The organism is Sphingobium sp. KCTC 72723 (genome assembly GCF_014280435.1).
Taxonomy (GTDB): Bacteria; Pseudomonadota; Alphaproteobacteria; order Sphingomonadales; family Sphingomonadaceae; genus Sphingobium.
The window spans coordinates 1,185,021-1,204,952 of sequence record NZ_CP060388.1 but is presented as its reverse complement, the minus strand read 5'-3'; the positions used below and the strand labels follow the sequence as shown (position 1 = coordinate 1,204,952).

General features: G+C 63.9%; 18 protein-coding genes and 1 tRNA gene. 8 read left to right on the top strand and 11 right to left on the bottom strand.

Translation table 11 applies throughout. The annotated features are described in order from the left end of the window. Positions 1 to 59 precede the first annotated feature (59 nt). A complete protein-coding gene (locus SPBM01_RS05935; RefSeq protein WP_188064435.1) occupies positions 60 to 2,948 on the top strand; it encodes a M16 family metallopeptidase in 2,889 nt (962 codons plus the stop codon). Positions 2,949 to 2,979: 31 nt separating this feature from the next. On the opposite strand, the gene SPBM01_RS05930 is transcribed toward SPBM01_RS05935, so the two are convergent. Further along, positions 2,980 to 3,579 (bottom strand): TetR/AcrR family transcriptional regulator, encoded by a 600-nt coding sequence (locus tag SPBM01_RS05930; RefSeq protein WP_188064434.1) that lies wholly within the window; start codon positions 3,577 to 3,579, stop codon positions 2,980 to 2,982. Positions 3,580 to 3,695: 116 nt separating this feature from the next. Between SPBM01_RS05930 and SPBM01_RS05925 the strand changes: the two genes are divergently transcribed. The 4 genes from SPBM01_RS05925 (at position 3,696) to SPBM01_RS05910 (ending at position 9,987) form a co-directional block, all read left to right on the top strand. Next, the gene (locus SPBM01_RS05925; RefSeq protein ID WP_188064433.1) at positions 3,696 to 4,853 is read left to right on the top strand and encodes an efflux RND transporter periplasmic adaptor subunit; all 1,158 of its coding nucleotides are present in this window, start codon (positions 3,696 to 3,698) and stop codon (positions 4,851 to 4,853) included. 3 nt (positions 4,854 to 4,856) lie between these two features. Continuing rightward, positions 4,857 to 8,009, top strand: coding sequence for an efflux RND transporter permease subunit (locus tag SPBM01_RS05920; protein WP_188064432.1), 3,153 nt, complete (start codon positions 4,857 to 4,859; stop codon positions 8,007 to 8,009). A gap of 3 nt (positions 8,010 to 8,012) precedes the next feature. After that, the gene (locus tag SPBM01_RS05915; protein WP_188064431.1) at positions 8,013 to 9,413 is read left to right on the top strand and encodes an efflux transporter outer membrane subunit; all 1,401 of its coding nucleotides are present in this window, start codon (positions 8,013 to 8,015) and stop codon (positions 9,411 to 9,413) included. A 79-nt stretch (positions 9,414 to 9,492) separates the two neighbouring features. Then, positions 9,493 to 9,987 carry a methylated-DNA--[protein]-cysteine S-methyltransferase gene (locus tag SPBM01_RS05910; RefSeq protein WP_188064430.1) on the top strand — a complete coding sequence of 165 codons (495 nt, stop codon included), beginning with the start codon at positions 9,493 to 9,495 and terminating at the stop codon, positions 9,985 to 9,987. Between the two features lie 5 nt (positions 9,988 to 9,992). Here SPBM01_RS05910 and SPBM01_RS05905 read toward each other — a convergent pair. The 6 genes from SPBM01_RS05905 to SPBM01_RS05880 all read right to left on the bottom strand — a co-directional run bounded on the left by SPBM01_RS05905 (position 9,993) and on the right by SPBM01_RS05880 (position 13,578). Beyond that, positions 9,993 to 10,069: transfer RNA gene (locus tag SPBM01_RS05905), tRNA-Arg, on the bottom strand. Positions 10,070 to 10,143: 74 nt separating this feature from the next. Beyond that, positions 10,144 to 10,527, bottom strand: a complete 384-nt coding sequence (locus tag SPBM01_RS05900; RefSeq protein WP_188064429.1) for a hypothetical protein — start codon at positions 10,525 to 10,527, stop codon at positions 10,144 to 10,146. 95 nt (positions 10,528 to 10,622) lie between these two features. After that, a complete protein-coding gene (gene nth, locus SPBM01_RS05895; RefSeq protein WP_188064428.1) occupies positions 10,623 to 11,270 on the bottom strand; it encodes an endonuclease III in 648 nt (215 codons plus the stop codon). Between the two features lie 18 nt (positions 11,271 to 11,288). Next, complete coding sequence (dapB, locus tag SPBM01_RS05890) at positions 11,289 to 12,053, bottom strand: 4-hydroxy-tetrahydrodipicolinate reductase (RefSeq protein ID WP_188064427.1); 765 nt, start codon at positions 12,051 to 12,053, stop codon at positions 11,289 to 11,291. Between the two features lie 101 nt (positions 12,054 to 12,154). Then, positions 12,155 to 12,883: a GIN domain-containing protein gene (locus SPBM01_RS05885; RefSeq protein ID WP_188064426.1), complete on the bottom strand. Its 729-nt coding sequence runs from the start codon at positions 12,881 to 12,883 to the stop codon at positions 12,155 to 12,157. Then, a complete protein-coding gene (locus tag SPBM01_RS05880) occupies positions 12,835 to 13,578 on the bottom strand; it encodes a head GIN domain-containing protein (RefSeq protein WP_188064425.1) in 744 nt (247 codons plus the stop codon). The genes SPBM01_RS05885 and SPBM01_RS05880 overlap by 49 nt, the downstream gene beginning before the upstream one ends. Before the next feature lie 118 nt (positions 13,579 to 13,696). On the opposite strand from SPBM01_RS05880, the gene SPBM01_RS05875 reads away from it, so the two are divergent. Next, positions 13,697 to 15,298, top strand: coding sequence for a M28 family metallopeptidase (locus tag SPBM01_RS05875; RefSeq protein ID WP_188064424.1), 1,602 nt, complete (start codon positions 13,697 to 13,699; stop codon positions 15,296 to 15,298). A gap of 7 nt (positions 15,299 to 15,305) precedes the next feature. On the opposite strand, the gene SPBM01_RS05870 is transcribed toward SPBM01_RS05875, so the two are convergent. Continuing rightward, positions 15,306 to 15,689, bottom strand: coding sequence for a VOC family protein (locus tag SPBM01_RS05870; protein ID WP_188064423.1), 384 nt, complete (start codon positions 15,687 to 15,689; stop codon positions 15,306 to 15,308). Positions 15,690 to 15,783: 94 nt separating this feature from the next. Between SPBM01_RS05870 and hemB the strand changes: the two genes are divergently transcribed. Together hemB and SPBM01_RS05860 are read left to right on the top strand one after the other, a co-directional pair. Continuing rightward, the gene (gene hemB, locus SPBM01_RS05865) at positions 15,784 to 16,779 is read left to right on the top strand and encodes a porphobilinogen synthase (protein ID WP_188064422.1); all 996 of its coding nucleotides are present in this window, start codon (positions 15,784 to 15,786) and stop codon (positions 16,777 to 16,779) included. Between the two features lie 4 nt (positions 16,780 to 16,783). Further along, a complete protein-coding gene (locus SPBM01_RS05860) occupies positions 16,784 to 17,353 on the top strand; it encodes a gamma carbonic anhydrase family protein (RefSeq protein ID WP_188064421.1) in 570 nt (189 codons plus the stop codon). A gap of 315 nt (positions 17,354 to 17,668) precedes the next feature. Here SPBM01_RS05860 and SPBM01_RS05855 read toward each other — a convergent pair whose 3' ends face one another. The 3 genes from SPBM01_RS05855 to glk form a co-directional block, all read right to left on the bottom strand. Further along, a complete protein-coding gene (locus SPBM01_RS05855) occupies positions 17,669 to 18,181 on the bottom strand; it encodes a hypothetical protein (protein WP_188064420.1) in 513 nt (170 codons plus the stop codon). A 68-nt stretch (positions 18,182 to 18,249) separates the two neighbouring features. Then, positions 18,250 to 18,870 (bottom strand): bifunctional 4-hydroxy-2-oxoglutarate aldolase/2-dehydro-3-deoxy-phosphogluconate aldolase, encoded by a 621-nt coding sequence (eda, locus tag SPBM01_RS05850; protein ID WP_188065578.1) that lies wholly within the window; start codon positions 18,868 to 18,870, stop codon positions 18,250 to 18,252. 2 nt (positions 18,871 to 18,872) lie between these two features. Further along, positions 18,873 to 19,847, bottom strand: coding sequence for a glucokinase (gene glk / locus SPBM01_RS05845; RefSeq protein WP_188064419.1), 975 nt, complete (start codon positions 19,845 to 19,847; stop codon positions 18,873 to 18,875). Positions 19,848 to 19,932: the final 85 nt, after the last annotated feature.

The following is a 19,932-nucleotide window of genomic DNA, read 5'->3' as shown; positions in this document are numbered from 1 at the left end:
TTTTAATGACTATGATTGTCAGTGGCCATTCAGGAAAAGGACGTTAGGCTCATAGGCCTATGATCTTTTCCCCCCGGCGCACCGCCGCTTCGCTCACTGTCATTGCCCTGTTGCTGTCGGGTTCGCCCGCATCGCTCAGCGCACGCACGGAACCCGCCGCCTCCACCTTGCAGGGGGCGACGCAGGCGCAGGTCCGCCCATGGCTCTACGAAAATAGCGATGTGCCGATCGACCCGGCATGGCGTTTTGGCACTTTGCCCAACGGATTGCGCTACGCGATCCGCCGCAATGGCGTGCCGCCGGGGCAGGTATCCGTCCGTCTGCGGATCGACGCGGGGTCGCTGATGGAGCAGCCCGAAGAAATGGGTTATGCCCATTACATGGAGCATCTGACGTTCAGAGGCTCCCGCCATGTGCCGGACGGCGAATCGAAGCGTATCTGGCAGCGGCTGGGCGTCACCTTCGGCAGCGACAGCAATGCGCAGACAACGCCGACCGGCACGACCTACGCGCTCGACCTGCCGCAGGCGACCCAGATGACGCTGGGCGAGAGCCTGAAAATCCTGTCTGGCATGATGGCCGATCCCAACATCGTCGACAGCGCGGTCAATGCCGAACGCGCCGTGGTGCTGGCCGAACGGCGCGAGAGCGACGGACCGCAAATGCGCATTTCCGATATCAGTCGCCAGCATTTCTTCGCCGGCCAACCCCTGGCCGACCATGCGCCGATCGGCACGGTAGCAACGCTTAACGCCGCAACGGCCGCGAAGATGGTTGCTTTTCACGATCGCTGGTATCGCCCGGAAAATGCCGTGATCTCGATCGCGGGGGATATTGATCCGGCACTGGCCGAACAACTTATCAAGGATAATTTCGCTGGCTGGATAGCGCCGGGCAAGGGCGCGCCGCTGCCCGATTTCGGTATGCCCGATCCCAAATTGCCTGCCACTCGTGTCGCCATAGAGCCAGGATCGCCCCTGGGCCTGACCATGGCGTGGCTGCGTCCGTGGAAGCCGCGCGCCGACACGATCCTCTACAATCAGGACAAGCTGACCGACATGCTCGCGCTTCAGATCATCAGCCGACGGCTGGAGCAGGCGGCGCGGGCAGGGGGTAGCTTCCTGCAAGCCAGCGTCGAACAGCAGGATGTCAGCCGGTCTGCCGACGGCACCTTCATGACCATCATCCCGACCGGCGACAATTGGGAAAAGGCGCTGGCCGACGTGCGCGCCATCGTGGAGGATGCCAAAGCCACGCCGCCCAGCGCGCAGGAAATCGAGCGCGAATATACGCAGATGAACACCGCGCTTTCGATCCAGGTCGAAAATGCCGACACCGAAGCGGGCGCGAAGCAGGCGACCGACCTGGTGAGTGCAGTCGATATTCGCGAAACCACGGTCAGCCCACAGGCAGCGGTCGAGATTTTTCGTTCCGGCAAGCCCGCCATGACGCCCCAGAAGATCGTGGAATCGACCCGGCGGCTCTTTTCGGCGGGCGTATTCCGCGCGCTACTTATTACAGGCAAGACGCAGCCGGGTATCGACGCCAAATTGGCCGCCGCCGTCGCTGCGCCGGTCAAGGCCGCAACTAATGCGCGTTTGGCGGACAAGGCCGTGACGATGGCCGATCTGCCAAAGCTGGGCGCGCCCGGCACTATCATATCGCGCACGGCCATTGGCCTGCCGGGCATGGAAACCATCACCTTCGCCAACGGGGTCAAGCTGACGCTGTTCGCCAATGACGCGGAAACCGAAAAGGTGCGTATCAATGTGCGTTTCGGCCATGGCCAGCAGGCATTTTCCCCAACGAAGCCGGTGGCAAGCTGGGCGGGCGATTATGCGCTGGTCGCCAGCGGCATCGGCACGCTGGGGCAGCGGGAACTCGACGAACTGACCATAGGTCGTCGCATGGGCATGGACTTTGCCGTCGATGACGATGCGTTCGAGTTGCAGGCGGTTACGCGCCCGGCCGATTACAAGGATCAGTTGCGCCTGTACGCCACCAAGCTGGCCGCGCCGGGATGGGACCCCGCGCCGATCGCACGGGTCAAGACCGGTGCGTCGGTCGCTTATGACGCCATGTCGCGATCACCCGACGCTGTGCTGGGGCGTGACCTGAACTGGCTGCTGCATGACAAGGACGTTCGTTTCCGCACCCCGTCGCGCGCGGAGATTGACGGCCTGACGCCGCAGGCATTCCGCACGACATGGGAACCCATGCTGGCGTCGGGACCGATAGAGGTGCAGATTTTCGGTCAGGTGAAAGCGGACGATGCAATTGCGGCAGTCGCGTCCACGCTGGGCGCGCTCCCCGCACGCACCGATACGCCAGTGCCTGCCGCGAACCGGCTGATGCGCTTTCCCACCCATGTCGAAGCGCCGGTCATCTTGCGGCACAAGGGCGACAAGGAACAGGCCGCAGCCGTCATGGCATGGCCGACGGCGGGTGGCTTCACCCTGCAAAAGGAAGCGCGCCAGCTGGAGATATTGACGCAGATATTCAACGATCGACTGTTCGACCGGCTGCGTTCGACAGAGGGGGCAGCCTATTCGCCCAGCGTCCAGAATAGCTGGCCATTTTCCTATGACAGTGGCGGCTATATTTTGGTGAGCAGCCAGATACGGCCTGACCGGATCAAATATTTCTATGAAGTGGTAAAGGCGACTGCGGCCGATCTGGCTAAAACGCCGGTCAGCGACGACGAACTGCAACGCGCCGTCGCCCCGATGCGGCAAATGCTGATGCGCGCTGGCACCGGCAACGCCTTCTGGATGAACCAGATGGAGGGCGCGACCCATGATCCGCGCTATGTTCAGGCGATGCAAACGATGGCGCAGGACATGCTGACCGTAACCCCCACGCAGTTGCAGGCGCTCGCCAGCCGCTATCTGGTGCCGGGCAAGAGCTGGTCCGCTGTCGTCCTGCCCGACGGGGTGGCCGCGAAATAAACCAGGGCTGTGGGTATGGGCTGATCCGGGATCACCGCACCGCCCGCAGCCCGGCAACGATCATCTCGGCTGCCCGGCGCGCGACTATGGCGGCTGGCAATTTGGGTCGTGACAGGCTGCGATGGCCCAGGCCGAACATGCAGGCCATGATCATTTCCTCCGCCGCGTCCAGCGCTTCGCCAGACAGGTCGGGATTGGCGATGCAGGCAAAATCGCGCAGGAAACTGCGAAAACGCAAACACAGGTCGCCCACGGTCTGCGCCACGGCCGGGTTGCGAAAACTTTCGGCCAATATGTCGAAGGACAGCGCTTCGTCCTTTTCATCGACATTATGCAACAGCACCAGTTCGAACGTCTGCGTAATCGTCAGTTCGCCAGCATCCAGTCGCGTGCGTAGCGCGGCCATCGCATCGGCCCATTCGTCGGCGTCGGCATGGACGATCGCCTCGATTATGTCTTCCTTGCCCTTGAACAGCCGATAGATTTGCCCGACCGACACCTGCGAAGCGCCGGCCAGTTCGGACATGGATGTCTGGTGAAATCCATGTGTCACGAACAGGTCACGCGCAGCGGCGATAATCCTGGCACGGCCACTCTCCGGCCCTTTTTTTTCATGCTGCAATGCAACCATTTCACCCTCTCGGCATTTTTCGCTCTTGAATTGCCCTTTACATGGTCCTACCTGCACCGCAAGCGGAATGAACGTTCATTCCAAAATGTAGATCTCATCGGGACGGAAATCTGACGATGCAAAAGGGGGTGTTCATCGGGCTGCTGACGTGCGCGTCGGCCCTGGCTCTGGGTGCGTGCAGCGAAAGCGCGCCGCCTGCGCCACCGCCGCCCGCGGTTGGCGTAGTGACGCTGAAAACCGAATCGGCGCCGCTGGTCAACGAATTGCCGGGCCGTATCGCCGCTGTCGAAATCGCCGAAGTCCGGCCGCAGATCAGCGGTGTCATCCGCCGCCGCCTGTTCACCGAAGGCGGCGATGTCCGCGCCGGGCAATTGCTCTACGAAATCGAGGATGCGCCTTATCGGGCCGCGCTGGCGCAGGCGCAGGGGTCGCTGGCACGCGCCAACGCCGCAATCCGTTCGACCGCGCTTCAGGCGCAGCGCTACCGCGATCTGGTCGGCATCAACGCCGTCAGTCGTCAGGAATATGACAATGCCGACGCGACCGCTCAGCAGGCGCGCGCCGATGTTGCGGCGCAGCGTGGCGCGGTGCAGGCGGCGCAGGTAAGCCAAGGCTTTACCCGCATCCGCGCGCCCATTTCGGGTCGTATCGGCCGGTCGCTGTTCACGCCGGGCGCATTGGTACAGGCGGGCCAGGCGGACGCACTGGCGACGATCCAGCGCACCGACACTGTCTATGTCGATGTCTCCCAATCGGCGGCGCAGATCATCGACCTCAAGCAGGCAATGAAAAGCGGCGGCGTAAGCGCAGCAAGCGGCGCGCGTATCCAGTTGCTCCTGCCAAACGGCAGCACCTACCCGATCGAGGGTCGTCTGCAATTTTCCGAAGTGTCGGTCGATCCGACATCGGGCGCGGTGACGCTGCGCGCGACCTTCCCCAACCCTGATGGCCTGTTGCTGCCGGGCATGTATGTCCGCGCCAAGCTGGTCGAAGGGCAACGGACGCAGGCGATCCTCGCGCCGCAGCAGGGCATTACCCGCGACGCGCGCGGCCGCGCCACCGCAATGGTCATCGGCAAGGATAATAAGGCGGAAATGCGTCAGGTCACGGTGGACCGGGCGGTCGGCGACAAATGGATCGTCACCAACGGGTTGAAGCCGGGCGACCGGCTGATCGTCGAAGGCTTGCTGAACCTGCGCCCCGGCACAGTGGTAAAACCCGGCGCGCCGCAACAAGTGGTCGCGCCAGCACCGCAACACGGCGGGGCAAACTAAACCATGGCCCGCTATTTCATTGATCGGCCCATCTTCGCATGGGTCATCGCCATCATCATCATGATGGCCGGATTGCTGGCGATCCGGTCGCTCCCCGTTGCGCAATTCCCCGAAATCGCGCCGCCTTCGGTCACTATCGCCACCACCTATCCGGGTGCCAACGCCCAGACGCTGGAAAGCACGACGACCCAGATTATCGAACAGCAGCTCAAGGGCATCGACAATCTGCGCTATTTTTCCTCCACCAGCGACGGCGCGGGCAATCTTTCGATCACGCTGACGTTCGAACAGGGGACCGACGCCGACATCGCGCAGGTGCAGGTGCAGAACAAGCTGGCGCAGGCGACGCCGCTATTGCCGCAGGAAGTGCAGCAACAGGGTATCCGCGTCACCAAATCCACGTCCAGCTTCCTGATGGTCATGGCGCTCTACGCCGATGACGGCATCCACGATCAGCAGGATGCCGGCGATTTCGTCGCATCCACGCTGCAAGACCCGATCAGCCGCGTCACCGGCGTTGGCGACACCCAGTTGCTGGGCGCGCAATATGCGATGCGGATCTGGCTCGACCCCTATAAGATGGCCAATCTGGGCGTCACGACGGGGGACGTGAAGGCAGCGATCCAGGCCCAAAATGCGCAGGTTTCCGCTGGCCAGATCGGCGGTTCGCCATCGCCCGCGGGTCAGGCGCTCAACGCCACCGTCACGGCCCAGTCGCGGCTGCGAACCCCCGAAGAGTTTCGCGACATCCGCCTGCGCAGCAATGCCGACGGCGCGGTCGTTCTGCTGTCCGACGTGGCACGGGTCGAACTGGGCGCGGAAAATTACAGTTTCGGCGCAAAGTTCAACGGCCATCCCGCTGCCGGTTTCGGTATCAAGCTGGCACCGGGCGCAAATGCGCTCGACACGGTCGAGGGCGTGAAATCGCAGATCGAGGCGCTGTCCAAGAACTTCCCGACCTGGGTCAAATATGACTTCCCGGTCGACAATTCCACTTTCGTAAAGCTGTCGGTCGAACAGGTTATCCACACCCTGGTCGAAGCGGTGCTGCTGGTGTTCGTCGTGATGTTCCTGTTCCTTCAGAACTGGCGCGCCACGTTGATCCCCACCATCGCCGTGCCGGTCGTGCTGCTGGGGTCGCTGGCCATTCTTCAGGCGTCGGGCTTCACCATCAACACGCTGACTTTGTTCGGCATGGTGCTGGCGATCGGCCTGCTGGTCGACGATGCCATCGTCGTGGTGGAAAATGTCGAACGCCTGATTCAGGAAGAAGGACTTAGCCCGAAGGAAGCGGCCAAAAAGTCGATGGATGAAATCAGCGGCGCGCTGATCGGCATCGGTCTGGTCCTGTCGGCGGTGTTCCTGCCGATGGCCTTCTTTGGCGGCTCCACTGGCGTCATCTTCCGCCAATTTTCAATCACCATCGTATCCTCGATGATCCTGTCGGTGCTTGTCGCGCTGATCCTGACGCCTGCATTATGCGCCACCATCCTCAAGCCCGCCAAGCATGACCATGCGTCGCAAAAGGGCTTTTTCGGCTGGTTCAACCGCACCTTCGACAAGGGCGTCGTGAAATATGGGAAAAGCGTGGAGAAGGTCGAGCGGCGCTGGGGCCGGACCATGCTGGTCTATGGCCTGATCGTCGTTGGCATGGGCCTGGTCTTCATGCGCTTGCCCAGCGGCTTCCTGCCCGAAGAAGATCAGGGTTCGCTGATCAATCAGGTGTCGCTGCCGTCCGGTTCGACTCTGGAAGAAACCGAACGCACGCTGGCGCGCGTCCGCGATCATTATCTCCAGGCTGAAAAAGCCAATGTCGCTGCCGTATTCACCATTTCCGGCTTCGGTTTCGTGGGGCAGGGGCAGAATGTCGGCATCGTCTTTGCCCGGATGAAGGACTGGTCGGAACGAAAGGGCGCGGACAACAGCGTCATGGCAGTCGCGCAACGCGCCAATCAGGCGTTCAGCAAGATTTCGGCCGGCATGGTCATCGCCTTCGTGCCGCCCGCCGTGCAGGAATTGGGCAATGCGTCTGGCTTCGATTTCCAGCTGCTCGACAGGGGCGGGCTTGGTCATGAAAAGATGCTGGCCGCACGCAACCAGTTGCTGGGCATGGCGCGGGCCGACAAAAGGCTGGCGCAGGTCCGTCCTAACGGGCTGGAAGATACTGCACAGTTGAAGCTGAACGTCGATCAGGCAGCGGCGGGCGCGCTGGGCATTTCCCAGTCCGACGTCAACGACACGATCAGCACCAATCTGGGCAGCAGCTATGTCAACGACTTCATCGACCGCGACCGCGTGAAGCGCGTGTTCGTGCAAGCCGATGCGCCATTCCGTACATCGCCCGATTCCGTCGGCGCGCTGCATGTGCGCGGCAGCAGCGGGGTGATGGCGCCCCTCTCTTCCTTCGCCACCACCGAATGGACGCAGGGTCCGGCGCGGCTGGAGCGGTTCAACGGCGTGCCGTCGATGAACATTCAGGGCGCACCGGCCCCCGGCGTGTCGAGCGGCACGGCGATGCAGGTGATGGAGGAGATTGCCGCCAAGCTGCCCGCAGGCGTGGGCTATAGCTGGAACGGCATTTCCTACGAAGAACGCACGTCCGGCGGGCAGGCACCTTATGTGTATGCGCTCTCGATGCTGATCGTGTTCCTGTGCCTTGCCGCGCTCTATGAAAGCTGGTCGGTGCCGATCGCGGTGATGCTGGTCGTGCCATTGGGCGTGCTGGGTGCGGTAATCGCGGCGACGCTGGCGGGGCTGAACAACGACATCTATCTTCAGGTCGGCCTTATCACCACCATCGGCGTGTCGGCCAAGAACGCGATCCTGATCGTGGAATTTGCCGAGGAAAAGATGCGCGAAGGCATGTCGCCAGCCGCAGCAGCGCTGGAAGCAGGCAAGCTGCGCCTGCGCCCGATCCTGATGACCAGCCTGGCCTTCATCTTCGGCGTGTTGCCGCTGGCGCTGTCCAGTGGCGCAGGAGCCGGTGGCCAGAATGCGATCGGCTGGGCCGTGGTTGGCGGCATGTTGTCCGCGACGGTGCTGGCGATATTCTTCGTCCCCGTCTTCTTCACGGTCGTTAAACGGCTGTTCCGCGAACATAAAAATCACGAAGCGGCCGATGACCGGGCAACGCCCGCCGCGCCGCAGGAGGCATAAGAAATGCGTAATATCAAAGCGCTGGGTGCCATCACGCTATCGCTGGCACTGGCGGCCTGCGACATGGCGCCCAAATATGTCCGGCCGCAACTGCCCGTCCCGGCGCAAACGCCGCAGGGACCGGCCTATGCGACCGGCAGCGACGCAGCGATCGTTCCGGCCGACACGGCATGGCGCGATTTCTTCACCGATGCGCGGCTGGCTCGCGTGATCGACACGGCGTTGACCAACAATCGCGACCTGCGGGTCGCGCTCGCCAATGTCGAACAGGCGCGCGCGCAATATAAGGTGCAGCGCGCCGACCGCCTGCCCAGCGTTTCGGCGGGCGGCACCGCGACCTATCAGGACACGCCCTTTTCGCAGGCGGGTTCGGGCCGCATCGATCTGTATCAGGCGCAGGTCGGGATTTCCGCGTGGGAAATCGACCTGTTCGGCCGGGTCCGCAATCTCAGCAAAGCGGCGCAGGAGCAATATTTCGCCAGCGTCGAAACCCGCAATGCCGCGCAAACGGCGCTGATCGCCGAAACCGCCAGCGCCTGGCTCACCATGGCGGCGGATCAGGAACGGTTGCGGATCGCGCGCGATCTGGAAAGCGCGTTCGGCAAGACGCTGGAACTCAATCGCGCACGCTTTGCCAAGGGGATCGCGTCCGAACTGGAAGTGCGTCAGGCGCAGACCAGCTATGATTCCGCTCGTTCTGCCATTGCGGAAGCCACGACATTGGTGGCGCAGGACCAGAATGCACTGAACCTGCTGGCGGGAACGACGGTGCCGATTGGCGACCTGCCCGAAGGCTTCCCGACGACCAGTGCGACGATCGAAAATCTGCCCTCCGACATCGCATCGGACGTGCTGCTGCGGCGCCCCGATGTCGCTGCGGCGGAGCATCAGTTACGCAGCGTCAACGCCAATATCGGCGCGGCACGGGCAGCCTTCTTCCCCAATATTTCGCTGACGGCGGCGTTCGGCACGCTGAGCGCGGGCCTTTCCAACCTGTTCACCTCGGACAGCAAATTCTGGTCGGTCGCGCCGTCTGCCACGCTGCCGATCTTCGATTTCGGCCGCAACAAGGGTAATCTGGCCTATGCCAAGGCCACCTATGACGCGATGCTCGCCACTTATGAAAAGAGCGTGCAGACCGGCTTCCGCGAAGTGGCCGATGCGCTTGCCCGGCGCGGCACCATGGGGCAGCAACTTGACGCCCAGATGTCGCAGCGGGATTCCGCGCGGGTCGCCTATACCCTGTCGGAAGCACGCTTTCGCGCCGGGGTGGACGGGTTCCTGACGACGCTGGATTCGCAACGCGCGCTGTCCACCGCCGAACAGAGCCTGCTCGCAACCCGGCTGACGCGCGCGACCAATATGGTCGAACTGTACCGGGCCATGGGCGGCGGCCTGAAATAGGCGGTTTGATCGCAAGGGACGGGAAGGCGGCTTGCGCGACATCGGCTAGTCACCGCAAGGTGCCTTGCGGAGAACAGCCATGACCATTTTTGCCAGCAGCATCCTTCCTTCGCCCGTGGGCGACCTGACCCTGGTCGCCAGCGACCGGGGGCTGGTGGCGGTGCTGTGGCCCGACGATGATCCCGCCCGCGTGCGATTGCCCAGGTTGCGCGATCAAGGCGATCATCCCGTCCTGATACAGGCAGCGACGCAACTGGCGGACTATTTCGCGGGGAAGCGACAAGGTTTCGACCTGCCGCTCGATTTTCGCGGCACCATGTTTCAGCAGCGCGTATGGGCCGCCTTATTGACGATCCCGTTCGGGGAAACGCGCAGCTATGGCGCGATTGCCCAGGCGATCGGCCAGCCCACAGCATCCCGCGCGGTCGGTGCCGCCAATGGCCGCAACCCCCTGTCCATCATCGCGCCATGCCACCGCGTCATTGGCGGCAACGGCGCGCTCACCGGCTTTGCAGACGGCATGGAAACGAAACGCTGGCTGCTCGATTTCGAGCGCCGAACTGTCGCAAATTAGGGAAATGGTGCACCCAAGTGGATTCGAACCACTGGCCTTTGCCTTCGGAGGGCAACGCTCTATCCAGCTGAGCTATGGGTGCATGACGCTGGTCAGAAAGGGCGTTTAGCAAAGGCGGGCAGGTCGCGCCAGCAGCAAAATCGCTCGGCACCCATCTTATTTTGGTGCCTTTTGCATGGGCTGGAATTTGCCAAGGCCGCAACTGGCCCCCGGTTGCAGGTTCGCGCCGACGTTCCACAGCACGGTTATAATATCGACCGAGCAGAGCTGCGACAGGCTGGTGCGGTAGGAGAAACGCTTTTCAAAACCCAGGCTGGGGCAGCTGTTGGGTAGTATGTTGCGATAGACCGTCTTGCCATTCATGATGAAGTCGATCGTCTTGTCATCGCGCACATTGGTCGACCGGATCGAACGGATATTGACGCAATCCACTGTCTTGCCCGCTACCGGGACATAGGGATCGGGCGTTTCCTTCGCGATGGCGGGCGCGACGGCGCAGGCCATGGCAAGGGTCAGGGTGGCGAAATGGGCGGCTTTCATGTCTCTCTCCTGCTTGTCGGCGAATCGACGCTGCGGCGCGGGCTTTCCCGTATCTGCCACGCCATCGCTGAACCGCGCGATAACGCTTGGCTTGCTCAGGCGCTTTTGGGCGCGGGCGTCTTGGGCTTGAACCGGCACAGGTCGGCGACGATGCAGCGCCAGCATTCGGGCTTGCGCGCCTTGCACACATAGCGGCCATGCAGGATCAGCCAGTGATGCGCGTCGCGGCGAAAGGGCTGCGGCACGCGCTTTTCCAGTTGCAGTTCCACCGCCAGCACCGTCTTGCCAGGGGCCAGGCCCGTGCGGTTGCCGACCCGGAAGATATGCGTGTCCACCGCAAAGGCTTCCTGTCCGAAGGCGGTATTGACCACGACATTGGCGGTCTTGCGTCCGACGCCGGGCAGGGTGGTCAGCGTGTCGCGATCCTGCGGCACCTCTCCGCCAAAATCGCGCACCAATATTTCCGACAGGGCAATGACATTCTTCGCCTTGCCATTGAACAGCCCGATCGTCTTGATATGCTGTTTCAGCGCTTCTTCGCCCAGATCCACCATCTGCTGCGGCGTGGTGACGTCGCGGAACAGGGCGCGGGTCGCCTTGTTCACGCCGACGTCGGTGGCCTGCGCCGACAGCACGACCGCGACCAGTAACTGATAGTCGTTGCCATAGTCCAACTCCGTCACCGGGGCCGGGTTGTCCTGTGCCAGATGACCGAAGAAATCGAAGATTTGCGCCTTGTTCATTTCAGGACTTTCATTGCGTCAAAGCCCCAATACGCCCTTCATGTCATATCGCCCGGCAGGCTGTCCGACCAGCCAGCGTGCGCCCTTTACGGCACCGCGTGCGAAGATGGTGCGGTTTTCTGCGCGATGGCCGATCTCAATGCGCTCGCCTTCGGTCGCGAAGATCACCTGATGGTCGCCCGCCACCGATCCGCCGCGCAGCGCGGCAAAGCCGATCGCACCCTGCGCCCGTGCGCCAGTAATGCCGTCCCGGCCCCGTTCGCTATGGTCGGCCAGCGCGATGCCGCGCCCGCGCGCCGCCGCTTCGCCCAACAGCATGGCGGTGCCGGACGGCGCATCGACCTTGTGCCGGTGGTGCATCTCCACAATCTCGATGTCCCAGTCGTCGCCCAGCCCCGCCGCTGCCTGCTCCACCAGCGCGGCGAGCAGGTTGACGCCCAGCGACGTATTGCCGGTCTGAAGCACGGGAATATGCTGTGCGGCCGCGTCGATCAGGGCGTGATGCTCCGCCTCCAGCCCGGTCGTGCCGATCAGGATCGGACGGTTCGCGGCGATGCAGGCATCCAGATGCATGGAAAGGGCGGCAGGCACCGAAAAGTCGATCAGCACATCGCATTGCGCCGCCAGCGCTGCCGGGTCCGCCGTGATCGCGACGCCCGGCGCAATTTCGCCCTGCGCCTTGCTGTCGGTGCCGCCCGCCAGCGTCAGGCCCGTGTCGGCCACGACCTGCGCAATGGCGCGACCCATGCGGCCAGCGGCCCCGAAAATTCCGATAGTCGTCATGATCGCCCCAATGTCCGTATCCCGACCGCGCCGATGCCAGAGCGGCGCGGCTTTGTCATCCCTTGCCATACCCACGTTGCCACGCCCGCTTGCCGCGTCGATCAATAATCCTCGCCGCCGCAGGCAATCCGGCCGGTGCCGCGATTGTCCACGGTGCAGGCAGCAGCGCCGGTCACGGTCACATCGCCGGAGCCGGTGGAAACGATCTTGGCCGTGACGTCTGCGGCTATCGCGATGCTGCCCGGTCCATCATTGCCCAACGTCGCCTGCCGCGCGCGCAGGCCCGCTGCCGCCACAGCGCCCGGTCCGTTGACGCGGATGTTGGCGACGCCCGCCCGCCCGTTCAGCGTCGCGCGCCCGCCGCCCGCCAGCGCGACCTCGATCCGGTCGAGATCGACCGCAGCGACCGTCACGTCGCCATTGCCGCCCAGCACGATATCGCCGCGCAATCCCTTCATCCGGTTGATCGTCACTGATCCCCCGCCGGTCAGCACGACGCGGTTCAAGTCGCCGGTGGACAGGCGCAGCGTTGCCGCGCCGCCGCTCTTTTCGCCGGGGCGCGGGCGGATCAGGCCGATCGACAGCAAGCGGCCGGACACGGCTACGGTCAACCGATCGAGCAACGCCTGATCCCCTTCGGCGCGGGCCGAAGCGCCAGTGCCGGTGGTCAGCAGCACTATGACCGGCGCATCGACCCGGATCGCATCGAAGCTGGTGATGGTATAGCCGCGCGTCGCCGCATTAGCGGGGGCGGGGGAGGCCGCCAGCAACGCTATCGCCGTCAGGGCGCACAGCGCGCCTCGCCGGGGCCGGTTCCGCTGGTCTTGCATTGCGCCTTGCCCTTTACCGTCACATCGCCCGGACCCATGATGCTGATAGCGACTTGCCCGTCGGAGGCAAAGCCGATGTCGCCCGCGCCCAGCATGGAAACCTTGGCGCTCCCCGCTTTCAACGCCTGCGCCTCTATATCACCCGCGCCCGTCACCGACAGGTCGGCGCGATCCACGGTGCCTGCGATCGTGATGGAACCCGCGCCAGTTATGTCGGCGCTCAGTGTCTTGAGCGTCACGGTGCCGATGCGGAAATCGCCAGCGCCGGTCAGCGCCAGGTCGAGCATATCACCCTGCGCCCGGTCCAGCTCGAAATCGCCCGCGCCCGTCAGCGCGGCAGCGCGGATGGCAGGCATGGTGACGCGGATGGTCACGTCCTTGCCTTCGCCCTTGTTGCCGAACGTCCAGTTGCCTTGCGACTTGCGCCCGATGACCAGCTTGCCGTCGCGAACACGCATGTCGATTTCGGCGACGGCCTTTGCGTCGCCCTCCGCCCGGACGGCGAAATCGGGACCGATGGTGACGGCCACATTGTCCGGTCCGGTCGCGTCGATCGCGGTGAAATCGCGCAGGTTCGACCAGTCCTGCGCGGCGGGCGACGCGGGCGATTCCGCCGCTTTTTGCGAGCAGGTGGCAAGCATGACGGCGACACTGGTAGACAGCGACATGGACAATATGAATGAGTTGCGCATCATCGTCTCCCAAACTGTATTGCCAACGTAATACACAAGAAAGATGGCGGTTCCAAGCCCCCTTGTTCGTCCGACAGGATCGGGCATGATACGCCCTTGATTAGAGTGGAGTAACACAGCCATGCGCGCCCTTTTCGCCGGTATCTCGCTATTGTCCATGTCGCTGTCTGCAACGGCGTCGGCGCAGGCGGACGGCGGCAGCGCCGCTGCCAATGGCGCGCGCTGGTGGGCGCATGTTCAAACGCTGGCCAGCGACGCGATGGAAGGGCGCGGCACCGGCACGCCGGGGCATGAAAAGGCCGCGCAATATGTGATCGGCCAGTTGCAGGCGATGGGCCTCAAACCCGCTGGCACCGATGGCTATCGCCAGCCGGTCGCCTTCGTCCAGCAGGTCGTCCAGTCGGACAAGTCCAGCGCCGCGCTGGTCGGGGCGGATGGGGAAAGCGCGCTGGCGGTGCCGGGCGACCTCATCTTTTCGGGCGGCGGCGGGCCGGTCCCGGCCATGGTTGACGCGCCGTTGGTGTTTGCAGGCTATGGCCTGCATCTGCCCGAAGCGGGGCATGATGATTTTGCCGGACTGGACCTGAAAGGCAAGATCGTCGTCGTCCTGTCTGGCGGGCCATCGACCATTTCAGGTGCGCTTAAATCTCATGCCCGGTCGGAACGGGCCAACTGGCTGGCGGCGCAGGGCGCGCTGGGCCTCATCGCTCTGGTGACGCCCAAGCAGGTCGAAATTCCCTGGGTGCGGCGCGTGGCGCTGGCCGGTGCGCCCGCGCTCTATTTCAAGGACGCGGCCCTGCGTGACACGCAGGCGCCCTTCCTCAATGCGCAGCTTGATCCCGCCAAATCGGCGATGCTGTTTGCTGGCACCGGCAAGGATTTCGCCGCCATCGCCGCTGCTGCCGATGCGTCCGCCCCGGTCGCCAGCTTCCCCCTGACGCTGCGGTTGAAGGCGCAGGTTGCGGCCACGCGGTCAGACATCACATCGCCCAATCTGGTCGCGGTGATGCCGGGCAGCGACCCCAAATTGCGCGGCGAATATGTCGTGCTGTCGGCGCATCTGGATGGCTATGGCGTTGGCACCCCGATCAAGGGCGACGCGATCTATAATGGCGCGTTCGACAATGCGTCGGGCGTTGCCAGCCTGCTGGAAATCGCCCGCGCACTGAAGGCGAGCAAGGTGAAGCCCAAACGCTCCGTCCTGTTCGCCATCGTCACGGCGGAGGAAAAGGGCTTGCTGGGCGCGCGCTACTTCGCCCGCAAACCCAGCGTGCCGCAAAAGGCGATCGTCGCCGACCTCAATTTCGACATGGCCCTGCCGATCTTCCCGCTGACCAGCGTGACGCCGATCGGATACGACCAAAGCTCGCTGGGCGGCGATGCGCAGGCGGTCAGTGCGCAGATGGGCCTGCCGATCACGCCGGATCCTTTCCCCGACCGCAACGTGTTCATCCGGTCGGACCAATATGCCTTCATCCGCGAAGGCATCCCCGCGCTATTCTTCAAATATGGGTTCAAGGCCGGCACGCCCGAAGCCGAAACCGAAAAGGCGTGGCGGGCCAACATCTATCATTCGCCCTTCGACGACCTGAAACAGCCGGTGATGCCGGAGCAGAGCGCGAAGCTGAATGACTATGTGACCGCCGTGACGTTGCGCGTCGCCAATGCGCCCGCGCGGCCCAAATGGAATGACGACAGCTTCTTCAAGCGCTTTGCGAAGTAACGGCGGGTCAGGCCGCGCGTTCGTACAGTTCGAGCGGCAACCCGTCCGGGTCGGCGAAGAAGGTGAAGCGCTGACCTGTATAGGGATCGATCCGTATATCCTCGCACGCCACGCCAGCCCCGGTCAGGCGCGCGACTTCTGTGTCGATGTCATCGACCAGAAAGGCCAGGTGGCGCAAGCCACAGGCTTCTGGGCGGCTGGGGCGGGCAGGCGGGTTCGGGAAGGAAAACAGCTCGATCTGGCCATTGCCCGCATCCAGATCGCACTTCCACGAATCCCGTTCGGCGCGATAGACTTCGTGCAGGATCGGCAGGCCCAATATCTCGCTGTAGAAAGCGCGCGACCGCGCATAGTCGGAGCAGATCAGGGCGATATGATGAATGGCGCGCATGGGGCGTTCATAAGCGGGTTGGGATGAAACGGGAATAGCCTTGCCCGTGGGTCGGACCTTGATCCCGTCTCCCCCCGCGCCTAAACCCGCGCACATGACCTATGCACCCTATCCGGCGCTGCGCCTGCGCCGCACCCGCGCCTCTGCCTGGAGCCGGGCGATGCACGCCGAAAACCGGCTTTCGCCCAGCGATTTCATCTGGCCCCTGTTCGTGACCGAAGGGGAAGGCGTCGAGGAACCGATCGGCGCGCTGCCCGGCGTGTCGCGCTGGTCAGTGGACCTGATGGTCGCACGGGCGAAAGACGCGCGCGATGCGGGCATCCCGTGCCTTGCGCTCTTCCCCAATACCCAAGGTGATCGGCGCAGCGACGATGGCGCCGAGGCGCTGAACCCCGACAACCTCATGTGCCGGGCGATCCGCGCGATCAGGGATGCCGTGCCGGACATCGGCATACTGACCGACGTGGCGCTGGACCCCTATACCGCTCATGGGCAGGACGGCCTGCTCGACCAGACCGGCTATGTGCTGAACGACGCGACGATCGACGTGCTGATCGGCCAGTCGCTCAATCAGGCAACGGCAGGGGCGGACATCATTGCGCCGAGCGACATGATGGATGGGCGGGTCGGCGCGATCCGGGGTGCGCTGGAAAGTGCGGGCCATGCCAATGTGCAGATCATGGCCTATGCCGCCAAATATGCGAGCGCGTTCTACGGGCCGTTTCGTGACGCGGTGGGATCACGCGGGTTGCTGAAAGGCGACAAGAAAAATTACCAGATGGACCCGGCCAATGGGGAGGAAGCGCTGCGCGAAGTCGCGCTCGACCTGGCCGAGGGGGCCGACAGCGTGATGGTGAAACCCGGCCTGCCTTATCTGGACATCGTCGCGCGCGTGCGGGACCGCTTTGCCGTGCCGGTGTTCGCTTATCAGGTGTCGGGCGAATATGCGATGATCGAACATGCCGCTGCCGCGGGCGCGGGGGACCGGGACGCACTGATCCTCGAAACATTGATGGCGTTCAAGCGGGCGGGATGTTCCGGCGTGCTGACCTATCATGCGCTGCACGCGGCGCGGCTTTTGGGGGCGTGAGGACATGACCGATTATCCCGATGTCAGCATCATTCCTCACAAGGGCAAGATGCCCCGCATCCACCCCAGCGCCTTCATCGCGCCGGGATGCCGCATCATCGGCGACGTGGAGATCGGCCCGGACGCCAGCATCTGGTATAATTGCGTGATCCGCGCGGACGTGAACCGGGTGCGTATCGGCGCGCGCAGCAATGTGCAGGACGGCAGCGTCATCCATTGCGACAGTCCCGGTGACGGCATCGACCGGCCGCTGGAAGGTTGGCCGACGATCATCGGCGAAGATGTGCTGATCGGCCATATGGCGATGATCCATGGTTGCACCCTGCACGACCGGGCGTTCGTCGGGCTGGGCGCGATCGTCATGGACGGGTGCGTGGTGGAAAGCGATGCGATGCTGGCGGCAGGCGCATTGCTTTCGCCGGGCAAGCGGCTGCCGGGGCGGCAGCTTTGGGCGGGGCGGCCGGCCAAGTTCATGCGCGAACTGTCCGACGCCATGGTGGCGAAGCTGGGGTCTGGCGCGGCGCGCTATGTCGATTATGCAAGGGCGCACAAGGCGGCGGTGGACCCGGTTTAGGTTTATATCAAACGGCTCTGATCCTCCCCTTGCAGGGGAGGTCTCGGGCCGAAGGCCAGACGGAGGGGTGTCGCGCTATCGAGAGGGTGACACCCCTCCGTCGACGCTTCGCGTTGCAAACTCCCCTTGCAGGGCAGGGCTATCGCATATGAACCCACCCCCTCCTTCATCGTCACCCTGAACTTGTTTCAGGGTCCATTTGTCGTCCCAAACAGCGGCTTTGGGGGCATGATGGATGCTGAAACGAGTTCAGCATGACGAAGTAGAATAAGGTGCGTTCCATATGCGATTCCCCTGCCTTGCGGGGGAGGATGTTTACGGCTGGGCCAGGCGGCCTTTGAGCGCGTCTATCCGGTCATTCTGGTCGTCCACGCTGGCCAGTGTCGCGGCGCGGGCCGCATCCACTTCGGACAGCCCGCCGCTCTGCGTGCCGTCGGCAATGGCGTTGCTGCGCTGGACATAGAGCGTGTCCAGGCTGGCGAGCGCGGACACGCTGTCGTTGCGCGCCGATTCCAGCGTGCTTACCGCCACCTGCGCGCTGACCCAGGCGTCGCTCGACACGGCCGCGCCGGACGCCGCGCGCACCGCTTTGTCCGCGCGTGCGAAGGCAGCGTCGAACGCTGCGCGGCCCTTATCCGCCTGCGCCACATAGCGCGCCACTTCTGTCGCCAGCACGGGATCGGCAGCGACCGGGGCGGGCGGCGGCACCGCCTGCGCCACCGGCGCGCTTTCGATCGGCCGCTTGGCCAGCGAAGGATAGGTTTGCGGCGCGCCGGCACAGCCGGACAGCATCAGGGCAAAAGCGGCAAGGAAACGGCGCGGGTTCATGATCTGCATTTAGGATGGTGCGGGGGCGGGCGCAATGGCACCCGCCCGCTTATGTCAGCGCAGCTATGTCAGCGCGGTAGGGCAGCGGCAGCGCGCGCCAATGCCTCGATCTTCGCGCCATCGACCGGCCCCTTTGGCACGACCCAGCTGCCGCCGACGCATTTGATGAAGGGCTGGGCCAGCCATTCCGGCGCGCTTTCCAGCGTGATGCCGCCGGTGGGGCAGAAGCGCGCAGTGTGCAGCGGCGCGGCGAGCGCTTTCAAGGCTGGCAGGCCGCCCGATGTTTCCGCGGGAAAGAATTTGAAATGGGTCAGGCCCATGTCCATGCCGCGCATGATGTCGGCGGCCGTCGCGGTGCCGGGCAGGAAGGGGATTTTCGCGGCAATCGCGGCCTTGCCCAATGGCTTGGTCAGGCCAGGGCTGACGATGAAGCGCGCGCCCGCCTCCATCGCGGCGTCAAGCTGATCGGGGTTCAGCACGGTGCCTGCGCCCACGACCGCGCCTTCGACCTTGCTCATTTCGCGGATCACATCCAGCGCGGCGGGGGTGCGCAGCGTCACTTCCAGCGCAGGCAGGCCGCCCGCAACCAGCGCCCGCGCGATCGTCAGCGCGTCCTCAACCTTGTCCACCACCAGCACCGGAATGACCGGGGCCAGTTCCATCACCTGCTCTACCGTCAGCTTGCTCATCATCACTTCTCCCTAAATGCTGCGGCTGCTCCGAAGAGGCCGATTTCGTCATGGACGGCCAGGCGGATCGGTACGCTGGCCATCAGGCTTTCGAACCGGCCCTTGGCCTTGAAACGGGTATGGAAACCGCTGTGCGGCAGGAAATCGCGCATCCGCTGGGTCAGGCCACCGGCCAGCACCACGGCGTGGGGACCATGGGCCAGCGCCAGATCACCCGCCACCGACCCGTAGCACAGGCAGAAGCGTTCCAGCGCCGCGCGGGCGAACGGGTCGCTGTCGTCCAGCGCCGCCTGCCACAATTCGGGGTCTTCCATCAGCATCACGCGATCATGGCCGATGGTCGCCATCGCCTTGTAGATATAGTTGAGGCCCGGTCCCGACACGATCCGTTCGGTCGACACCCGCAGGAATTTGTCGCGCAGGTAGGAGAGGATTTTCTCCTCCATATGGTCGAGCGGGGCGAAGTCCAGATGCCCGCCTTCAGTCGCGATGACATGGGGATGATCGTCATCATAAGCGATCATCGCGACGCCAAGGCCCGTGCCAGGACCAAGGATCGTCACCCCCCCATCGCGCGGGAATGGGCGATCCTCGCCAAACAACAGCGGCAGATTTTCGTCCGGCAGGCGCGATACCGCATGAGCGACCGCCTCGAAATCATTGACCAATCGCACGCTGCGCATACCTAAGTCGGCGGCCAGCGTGTCGGCGCGGATCACCCAATTGCTGTTGGTAAGCTTGATGACTTCGCGCCCGATTGCGGTTGCGAACGCGATGGAGGCCGCGTCGGGCAGGGGCGTGTCGTCCGCTTGTCCTTCATCGCCGACGAACGCCTGCCAGCAGGATTGCAGACTGGGATAATCCGCCACCTTATACTTGCGCACGGTGCCAAGCGTCGGCACGCCGCGATCGTCCAGGGTTGCGCGGGCAAAGCGCGCATTGGTGCCGCCAATGTCGGCGGCGATGATGTTCGTCATTGCATATTCCAGTCTTGTGTTCCTGCGAAGGCAGGAACCCAGTCCCGCGCTCCGAACTGGGCTCCTGCCTTCGCAGGAGCACGAA